At 49.7% G+C, this 10,424-nt stretch carries 3 protein-coding genes; all 3 read right to left on the bottom strand.

The window, feature by feature from the left end; genetic code table 11:
- Positions 1-7 precede the first annotated feature (7 nt).
- Genes ACKFKF_RS19245 through ACKFKF_RS19235 form a run of 3 tightly spaced genes read right to left on the bottom strand, consistent with a single transcriptional unit; the run spans position 8 to position 9,393 of the window.
- Positions 8-988, bottom strand: a complete 981-nt coding sequence (locus ACKFKF_RS19245) for a hypothetical protein (protein WP_446869177.1) — start codon at positions 986-988, stop codon at positions 8-10.
- A complete protein-coding gene (locus ACKFKF_RS19240; protein WP_446869176.1) occupies positions 989-1,858 on the bottom strand; it encodes a TIGR04325 family methyltransferase in 870 nt (289 codons plus the stop codon).
- 53 nt (positions 1,859-1,911) lie between these two features.
- Positions 1,912-9,393 (bottom strand): amino acid adenylation domain-containing protein, encoded by a 7,482-nt coding sequence (locus ACKFKF_RS19235; RefSeq protein WP_446869175.1) that lies wholly within the window; start codon positions 9,391-9,393, stop codon positions 1,912-1,914.
- Between the last annotated feature and the right edge of the window lie 1,031 nt (positions 9,394-10,424).

The raw sequence follows: 10,424 nt of genomic DNA, 5'->3' as shown, positions 1-10,424 counted from the left end.
GAAATAATCAAAACACCTTCAGGACAGACTTCACAGAGGTTGCGATCGGCTTCACTCCTGACACAATTCGATTGATTCCAGAGCGCAGCACTTCGTCTTTGTTGCTTGGCTTTCGCTTGGAGAACAGCCCTAACGTTTGAATTTTGAAGGAGTCCAGTAGCGGAGACTGACCGGGTGGAGTCGGGTTGAGTCCTAATTTACGCAGGTAGTGGTTGACTTGATATACTCTGGCACTAAGGTCGAACGATCGCAGCCCAAAATGCACCCCCATTGCCACGGAGTAATGATCACCATTTTTGTACCAATGTGGCGCACAGACAGGATGATGAACGCCCGTTCCGGGAGCTAATGGGTAAACCTTGGCATGAACTTGGTTGTCTGCGTTGTAGTTGGCGGCTCCCTGATCCCCAATGTAAAAGTTTTCTAGTTCCTGCTCGGTGAGGATGGAGCGATCGCGCTGATCAAATAAATTAGACGCTCGATCGCCTCGAATTTGAAACAAGAAAGTAGACTCGTGGTCAATGTGATAGGGCGTGATGGAGTGCGGAGACGCAATAAAAATATAGGCATCTAACCAGGTCATTTCTTGCCGCAAAGGTTCGCCCGTCAACAACTCAAGCTCATCGACAAGTTGGTTTAACAAAGCAGCATATTCGGGGTCGCGTTGCACACTGTAAAGCAGTAACCAGGATTCTGATTGCTCAATGTTGGCGATGTACTCTGGTAGCTGTTCCTGAAACTGCTCTTTGAGGGTAGCATCCATCCATTTAAGGTGAATAGGAACATCGTTAACTTGACAGCGAATTGTTCCTGGCCCATCTTCTATCAAGGTATTGGCCAACTTAACCAGGCGAGGAAGCTCAAAGAGAGGATTACCCACCAGATTGTGAGAAAACATAAACGAGGAGCGATTGAACTGTTCCTTAAAGCTTTGCGCTTGCTGGATGTGAGACTGCGATCGAGTTCGTGATAAGTGAGGTGCTGACATTCAAAAACTCCGGTGGGTAGACGCTGGCTGGCGAAAGTAAAACCCATGATAGGCATCGACAAATCGTTCAGGATGAAAAGGGATTGAGCAAGTACGATCGATTGTCCAGTGATCCACTAACTCATAGTTCAGAGCTTCGATCGACGCTACAAACTGCTCATGATTTTGAATCTTATAAGGCGTGTAAGATCCCCAAAGATTTTGCACTGTAATATATGGTTCACCCTGATAAAACGGAACGTGATGCACTATCACATGGCGCGGCTTGGCGGATTGTTGGTTGATTAACTCTGCGAGAGAAGGCTCTAAATATTGCAGCGCTCCACAAGTTAAGAGAATGTCAGCCGCTTTCATGTCTTCAAGGTTGGTCGTGTAAGACAATCCTGGACTATCGATTCGCGCTAATAGTTGATTGCCGACGTTGACCGCTTCGGGGACATCGCAAATGATCCACTGCAAGTTTGTGGGATAAGGAATGTACTTGCGGTAAGCATAGTAGCTATATCCCGTACTGCCCCCCAAATCAAAGACGACTGAATTTTCTGCAAACGCCTCTCTCAACCAAACCAGCACCGGATAGTCGATCGCCTTGAATCTACCAATGTCGGCTTCATTCAGATTGTGTTGTAGAGAAGCATTGTGCAAGTCGGTGTGATTGTAGCCAACAGAGATTGTTTTGGGAACGGATTCAGAGGCTTGAGTAAAGGTTGAAAAGACTCCCCGGTAAAGGTTTGGAGTCCGAGGAAACAATCGATGATAAGCGTAGTAGTCTGACAGAATGGGTGTGTGTTCTAACCCCTGTCTGAGTCTACGTTTCAAAAAGTCAATGGGGAATAAAGTACGAGCGGGCTGAATGGCGTTGGCAGACATATCTCCTCGATTTTGCCTCTGGGCTAAAACACGCTAAAAACATGAGCACCCTGTTATGAAATTGCCTTCACCTGTAAATATTTTCCAGGGCGATCGGGGTCAGCAATAAACCAGGCCGGATTACCTTCTGGATCACGACCGAGACGGGCACCGGGCTGAGGGGGCTGATTGCGGCTGACGTTGCCTAGTAGCGTTGGGCTACCAGGATTGGGGAAGAATCCGATCGCTTGCAGTTCGGCAACACTGTCTTTGAATGCTTGAATTACAAAATCGATGTCTCGATCGGAGTGGGCCAGTGTAAAGAAACAAGGACGATATTCCCAGATATGAACGCCCTTCTCGCGCAGCAAGTAGAACAACAACCCACCATAGGCATAGTCATGAGAATACGTGACGTAAAAGAATGAGCTAAAGTGATTGATCTTAAGGGGGACCTGGACTCGCTCAAAGTGTTGATTCAGGTGTGTGACACAGCGATCGACTTTCTCAGCCAGGGCGTTTTGTAAGTTGGGGCCGGCTGCTTTTAACCGTTTGAGAACGACTTCGGCTGCTGCCAGAGCGAGCGGATGCCGCACAAAAGTTCCTGCAAAAAAGGTGACTCCGACTTCTGGGAAAGACTCGTCACCAAACTGCCAAAAGCCACCATCTAGCGCATCCAGATATTCTGACTTGCCCGCCACAACCCCGATCGGCAATCCACCCCCAATCACTTTGCCATAGGTTACTAAGTCTGCCTGAATGCCAAAGTAGGCTTGAGCGCCACCCGGATGAACCCGAAACCCAGTCACCACCTCATCGAAAATTAAAGCACTGCCCGATCGCTCAGTCAGTTGACGAATCTCTTGTAAAAAAGCTTTGGGTTGCAGCTCAGGGCGACGACTTTGTACAGGCTCAACCATAATGGCGGCTAACTCATCGGCACGATCGCGCAAGATTTCCAGCGATTCAGGTGTGCCATACTCCAGGACTAGAATGTTTTCAAACATAGACGGCATGATGCCCGGAGCGGCAGGCAGCGATCGCAGCTTAGAACCACTCCGCACAATCACTTCGTCAAAGGTGCCATGATAGCCCCCCGCAAAAATAGCGATCGTGCTGCGTCCTGTCACAGTTCTCGCTAATCGCATGGCAGCCATCACCGCTTCAGATCCGGTATTACAAAAGGCAACCCGTTCTACTCCGGTCATCTCGGTGATCATCTGGGCGACTCTGCCTGCTAAGGGCGTTTGAGGGCCAATTTCAACCCCTTTTTCTAACTGTGCTTTGACGGCTTCTGTTACAAAATCAGGCGACCAGCCAAAAAAGTTTAGTCCAAAGCCATTGGTCAGATCGACATACTCATTGCCATCGACATCCCAGAGCTTAGAGCCAGCCGATCGCTCAATCACGATCGGGTAGATCATTTCTTTGAGCAATGGTGAAAAGCCAGACACCGTGCGCGGATCAGCGAGATAGCGACGATGCTGTTGAGTTTGCTGTTTGGAGGTTGGGGTGCGTTGAATGTATCGAGCAATCAGGCGATCGAGGTCGGCTTGCTGTTTGGCGGTTAGTGTGGTGCTATTAGACTTCTCGATCTTGGCACCTGGGCCAAAAGACTTTGGTTTCGGTTCATTCAGGGCGGCAGGCGGCGCGATCGTGGGTTCTATCGACGAAGGTTCTGATGGTGTAGTTTGAGGCACAGATGCATTCGTCTGACTCAACAATTGAAGCTGCTGGGTCATGATTTGTAGCTGTTGAGCAACTAGTGCCTCGATCGCGCTGGCTTTCTCAGAACTAATTGAGGTAGAAACTGTGTGACCATTCGATCCATTGGTTGAACTGTTCGTCGATCCATTCGTTGAACCGTTTGTTGAACCGTTTGTTGAACCGTTGGTAGGGGGGGCGATCGCTGGAGAAGCCACAACCGTCGGAGCAGAAAGCACGTCTGCGGGCAGGGAGCGATCCAAAAACTCAGCCAGCGTACTTAGGTTGGAATAGTCCTCCAACAGATTTCGGAAGGTGATTTTGACCTTAAATTGTTTCTTGAGTGCCAACGCAATTTGAGTCAGCGATAGCGAGTCCAAGCCAATTTCTAGAAAGGTTGTCGCTTCATCGACGCTGACCAGATCTAGTCCAGAGGTCGCTTCGAGAACGTCTTTGAGTAAAGGAATCAAGCGTTGTTTCCGGGAGTCTGTCATAGGGTTGGCAAGTTCTGGATTGGCAAACTTTGAAGGAGAAGTCAGGTTAGACTGAGACGGTGAAACAGTGAGCGAAACAGTGACAGGCTGCAATTCAACCGATGTAATAGGCGAATCTTGAGAGACAGCCGTAGAAATTGCAGGCTTCGGATCAATCCAGTAGCGCTGCCGCTCAAAGGGATAAGTTGGCAAGGGCAACCGATGACGATATTCGTCGCTGTAAAAAGCGCTCCAGTCGATCGCCACTCCTGCTAACCACAACTGCCCGATCGCACTCAGCAGACTCGTCCACTCGGCATCGATTTCGCGGGTGTTGCCCAACGATGAAATGGCAATTTGTCGCTTGGGATCTTTTGCTTGTTGTCTTGCCAATGTCGTCGCAGTGGTGCGCGGGCCAACTTCTAACAACACCCGTTCTGGATGCCGCCATAGTGTCTGGACTCCTTCTGCAAAGCGCACTGTGGCTCGAAGATGATTTGCCCAATAGAGGGGATCTGTTGCTTGAGCATCTGTGATCCAATCCGCTGTCACAGTAGAAACAAACGGAATCTGAGGCACTGACAAAGGAACTGTGCGGACGACTTCGGCAAAAGGTTCGATAATCAGCTCCATCATCGGGGAATGGAACGCATGAGAGGTGTGTAGCGGTCGGCAGCCAATCCCGTCTGCTTCCAAGGCGGCTTGCAGTGCTGATACGGCTTCTGGTTTACCCGATACGACACATAAAGACGGGCCGTTGATGGCGGCGATCGCCAGATCTTGAGTCAATCGCTTCTCAATCACCTCAGCAGGCAACAGCACAGAAAGCATCGATCCGGGTGGCAGTTCCCACATCAGTCGTCCCCGTGTCGCCACTAGCTTTAGTGCATCTTCTAACGAGAACACCCCCGCCAGACAAGCCGCCACAAACTCACCAATACTGTGCCCAATCAAGCCGACTGGCCGAATCCCCCAACTAAGCCAGAGTTGAGCCAGCGCATATTCAATCACAAACAAAGCAGGCTGCGTGTAAATTGTCTGACGAAGCACGATCGCCGCCTCTTCGCGGTTGCCACTGGGATAGATCACGTCTCGCAAATCTCGACCCAACCAGGGCTGCAAAATCTCAGCACAGCGATCGACCGTCTCCCGAAACACAGTTTCTCGCTGATAAAGGCTCAGACCCATGTCGATCGACTGTGACCCCTGCCCCGGAAACATCCAGATCACATCGGGGTTATGAATCTCAGTCTGTGCCTGAATTGGATTGTTTTCTAGAAGATGGGTTGCTTCCTCAACATCGCGACAAACTACAAAGCGACGATGGTTAAATCCTTTACGTCCGACTTGCAGCGTGTAGGCGACATCTGCCAGGTTGACTTCGGCGTTCTGTTGCAGATAAGTCTTCAGATTCACCGTTGCCTGCTCTAATGCGGTGCTATTTTTGGCAGACAGTAGCAGCAATTGTTGAGGACGAGACGGACTGGACGGCGGCACAACGGGCGCTTCTTCTAGCACAACGTGGGCATTGGTTCCTCCCACCCCAAACGAACTCACCCCCGCTCGACGCGGACTGGCTTGCCATTCAGTCAGTTGAGTATTGACGTAAAACGGACTGTGGTCAAACTCAATCTGAGGGTTGGGGGACGCAAAATTAAGGCTGGCTGGAAGCTGTTTGTAATAGAGCGATAAAGCCGTTTTGATCAGTCCCGCTACGCCCGCCGCCGCAACCACATGACCAATGTTGCTCTTGATCGAGCCGATCGCACAATACTGAATCCCTTCTGATCTGACACCTGGCTGGCTCTGAAACGCTTGGGTCAGCGCTTCGATCTCGATCGGATCACCCAGAGGAGTCGCGGTGCCATGCGTTTCAACATAGGTAATGGTTTCTGGATCAAATCCGGCTGAAGTGTGAGCCATTGTGATCGCGGCTGCCTGTCCCTGGACGCTGGGGGCGGTGAAGCTGACTTTTTCGGCCCCATCATTGTTGAGTCCAACGCCTTTGATCACGGCATAAATGCGATCGCCCGCTTCCAGCGCATCGGTGAGCCGTTTTAGCACCACAATTCCCGCCCCGCTGTTGAATAAAGTGCCCTGAGCATTCGCATCAAAAGGGTGACAGCGCCCAGCCGGAGAAAGCATCCCGCCTTCTTGATACAGATAGCCCGTGTTTTGCGGAGTCGTAATCGAAACCCCACCCGCCAGCGCCAGGTCACACTGATGCGTTAGCAATCCCTGAAACGCCTGAATGACGGCAACTAAAGAAGTCGAACAAGCCGTATTAACGCTGACACTGGGGCCCGTCAAATTGAGCTTATAAGAGGTGCGAGTCGTGAGAAAGTCCTTTTCGTTGGCCAACATCGTTTGAAAGGCACCCAGGCGATCGATGATTTCTGGACGCTGACAAAGGTGTCGCTCAAAATAGGTGTTTTGCCCGGAGCCTGCATACAGTCCGATTGATCCCTGGTACTGTGACGTGTAGCCTGCATTCTCTAGCGCCTGATGAGCCAGTTCTAAAAACACGCGCGCCTGGGGATCTAGCACCTCTGCTTCTCGCGGACTGATGCCAAAAAAGGCTGCATCAAAGGTTTCGGCTCCTTCAACAATGCCTCTGGCACGCACATAGTTCGGGTCATCGCGCAGAATCGGATCAACGCTGGGATCAATCTCATTCGCTTCAAAAAACGTGGTTGACTCTACCCCGGCACACAGGTTGCGCCACAAGTCCTCGACACTGTTGGCACCCGGAAATCGACCCACCATGCCGACGATCGCCACCCCTTCTGGCGGTTCCGCGATCGCTGGATGCGGTTGAACGGTCTGGACTGTCGTTTCCTGGTGATCCAAATAGTGAGCGAGAGCACGAATCGTCGGATACTGATAGAGCTTGACGGCTCGAAACTTGGCACTCAACTGCTTTTGAATCTGAGAAGCCAGTTGCAATCCCAAAATCGAGGTGCCACCCAGGTCAAAGAAGTTGTCGGCAATTCCCACGCGGTCTAGGTGCAAAATTGCCCCCCAAATGTCTGCCAGTTCTTTCTCGATCGGCGTGTTGGGTGCCACAAAGTCTGAATTGAGGTCGATCGCAGGTTTGGGAAGTGCGTTGCGATCGGCTTTTCCATTGGGCGTTAAAGGCAGGTTGGCGAGGACTACGATCGCACTGGGAACCATGTAAGCCGCCAATCGCTGGCTGAGATAGGCTTGAATCTGACGCGGACTGGGCGACGCTTGATCAGGGGTGATGTAAGCAACCAGACGGGGATCACCTGGCAGATCTTCTCGAACTATCACAACCGCTTCTCGAACGGCATCATGTTGACTCAGTACCGTTTCAATTTCGCTCAACTCGATCCGATAGCCGCGAATCTTGACTTGACTATCTTTTCGCCCGATAAATTCTACGTTGCCATCGGGGAGATAGCGCACCCAATCGCCTGTTTTGTAAAGTCGAGTCTCAGGGTCAAACGGGTTAGAGATAAAGCGTTCTTGCGTCAAATCGGGACGACCCAGATACTCACGGGCCAGCCCATCGCCCCCAATATAGAGTTCTCCAGGAACCCCGATCGCGACAGGCTGAAGGTGCTGATCCAGGATATAAATCTGGGTGTTGGCGATCGGTCTTCCAATAGGAATCGTAGTCACCTCGTGCTCCAACAGCGCTGGAATGTGATAGCAGCATGTAAATGTAGTGCCTTCGGTCGGGCCATATCCATTAATAAGCTGAGTATTGGGCAACCGTTGTTGAGCCTGTCGAATATGAAAGACAGACAGCGCCTCGCCCCCCGTCAATAGCTCTTTGACTCCGCTGAGAGCCTCTGGATGGTTGGTGACAATGGTGTTAAACAAAGCCGCTGTCAACCATAAAGTTGTGACCTGGTAGCGATGCAAAATGGTGCCTAAATCCTGGGGATCGGGGAGACCATTTTCGGGAAACAACACACAGCATCCCCCGTGCAGCAAAGATCCCCAAATCTCAAACGTGGCAGCATCAAACGAAATCGGAGCAAGCTGCAATAGGGTTTGATTAGCATCCAGACGCGCATAGCGGGTGCCCAACACCAATCGCAAAACCGCCCGATGAGGAATCGTCACACCCTTGGGGCGGCCTGTCGAACCCGATGTGTAGTTGAGATAAGCCAGATTGTCAGCATTCAAAGAGCAACCCGGCGCGACTGAATGAGAAGGAGCCTCTAACCCCCAGTCAGCATCCAGACAAACCAATTGCGCTTGATGCATTGGGAGGCGATCGACCAGATGCGATTGCGTCAAAAGAACAGGCACCTGGGCATCCTCCAGCATGAAAGCCAGTCGCTCCTGGGGATAAGCGGGATCAAGCGGAACGTAAACGCCACCAGCTTTAAGAATGCCTAGCATCGCGACGATCGTTTCCACCGATCGCTCCATCACGATCGCCACAAAGGTTTCGGCTCGGACTCCCAGATCTTGAAGACGGTGAGCTAGATAATTGGCGCGATCGTTGAGTTGTCGGTAGGTCAGTTGCTTTTCAGGATGAGCGTTGAAGGCGGGAAAAATGAGCGCGATCGCATCGGGAGTTTGCTCGACCTGTGCCTCAAAAACTTGATGAATGCATTGATTAGGATAGTCTGTCTGAGTATGATTCCACTCGACTAAAAGCTGGTGGCGCTCGGCAGGCGTTAGATAGGGAATATCTTGGAGCCGTCTGTCTTGGAGCCGTTGGAGGTTGGTCGCCATTCCAGTGAGAAGGGTTTGCAGGTGCCCCAATAGGCGAGTCATACTGTCTTCATCAAAGCGGTGGCGATCGTATCGAAGGCGTAAGCTCAGAGTCGAAATGTCTGCAAACAGAATGAGCGGACAGATTATTTCAGGCGGGTCGAGGTCGATCGAACCATCAGACAACACCAGTAGGCTCTCAAATAGTGAGGTATCCGTTGAAACTTGTACTTCAAACTGCTTGTTCTGAGTATTGTTTTGAGTCTGTGAAGTAGCCTGCTGTGTTTGAAGTTGCGTAAGCCAGGGCAACAAAGCAGCTTGAGGAGGAACTTCGACAGCGACCCAATCAGCAGGTCGATCAGAGACTACTTGAGAAGTCGGTAGAGTCTTAACCCTGAAGGCTACTTTTGCTTGACCACTATATCGACTCAACAGGAATGCCCAACTTCCCCGGATCAGGGTGCTAGTACTCAAATTGTTTCGAGGTTGAGGTTCAAAAGCAGAGGTACAAATCGCGACTTGTCGATACTCTGGAGCTTCTTTCAAACTCTTTTTCTCGATTGGGAGAGGCGTAAAGACAGGTGATTTTGTTTGTAAATTTTGGACTGCTGGCGATCGCTTTAACAGACTCTTTTCTATCGGATCACCTATGTGACCTGAGCCGTCCTCGTTCTTTGTTTCCATATCAGATTGCTCTTAAAAGTTTAAGTCTAAATAAAGATTTGAAGTTCAAGATTGTGCTTCATCTTTTAAATCGAATCTGTTTAAAGGACATGATTTTCCTCCTCAGTTGTGAGCAAGAAAAAACGCTTAAACCCGCTGAAAAACTGTTGCTCAAGCAAAACTTGCAGAACAGTCTCGATCGGCTCAGTTAAGAAGAAAGTCTCATGCAGGTAACTGCTGAACCCTAGCCCTTCAACCTTAAAGGTAAAAAAAGTTTACACAAGGTTACTGATTTTGCTAAGAGTAGAAACCCCAGAAGAACCTTAGTCCAGACCTTTTGAAAAGTCATTGAAACCATTTTACTTTCTTCAAGAGATAGGCGTTACTTCTTAGGAATAATATCAATGTTGGCTCTAAATTACAGTGGACAATTAAAAGCTTCATAAAATCTTTAACCGCTACATTTTGTTTCCTCAGTGAGTCTCTGCACTTCTCTTACCGAAGGATAGGTGGTGATTTTTTTGACTAAGCTAGTGCGGTTGACTTCCACAATTTTCAAGGTTCTATTGATGAGAAAGACCCGCAAATATTAAGAATTAAAAAATATACTTGCCTTGTTTCAAGATGGACTGCTTGGAGTCAAAAAAGTATCGGATTCTCAAAGTCCCCCAGAATGGGGGATTTAGGGGGCGAAGGATCTGTAGCATTAACAAATTGATTTGGTATAAGCGAAATAACTAGTACTTACAAACAGTTAAAACGCAATTTATTGAGATTGACCTAACCCGATCGTCCTTAGTTTTGTCACCCAAATAAGACAGATTCTTAACAGTCTGTTGGAAGTGGTCTTTGTTGAAAATCAGCGAGTAAGTGTTCTTAATATACTCAAAGAACCAACGGCTAACGGAAACAATCAACCGTTGCAATCAAGACCCTGCCATCCCAATCTGCGACTCAAACGAAGAGAGTTATCAAATTCACCCCAGAAAAGGGGCGCTGCCTGCTTGACTGACAAAACTCAGGAAAGCGAGAAAGGAAGCTAGGAGGGAAGT

Source organism: Phormidesmis sp. 146-12 (genome assembly GCF_052939495.1).
This window is presented reverse-complemented; position numbering and strand designations above follow the sequence as displayed.

Coding starts and splice junctions, on each gene's coding strand:
- ACKFKF_RS19245 (WP_446869177.1), bottom strand. CDS start 988: ATGTCAGCACCTCACTTATCACGAACTCGATCGCAGTCTCACATCCAG.
- ACKFKF_RS19240 (WP_446869176.1), bottom strand. CDS start 1,858: ATGTCTGCCAACGCCATTCAGCCCGCTCGTACTTTATTCCCCATTGAC.
- ACKFKF_RS19235 (WP_446869175.1), bottom strand. CDS start 9,393: ATGGAAACAAAGAACGAGGACGGCTCAGGTCACATAGGTGATCCGATA.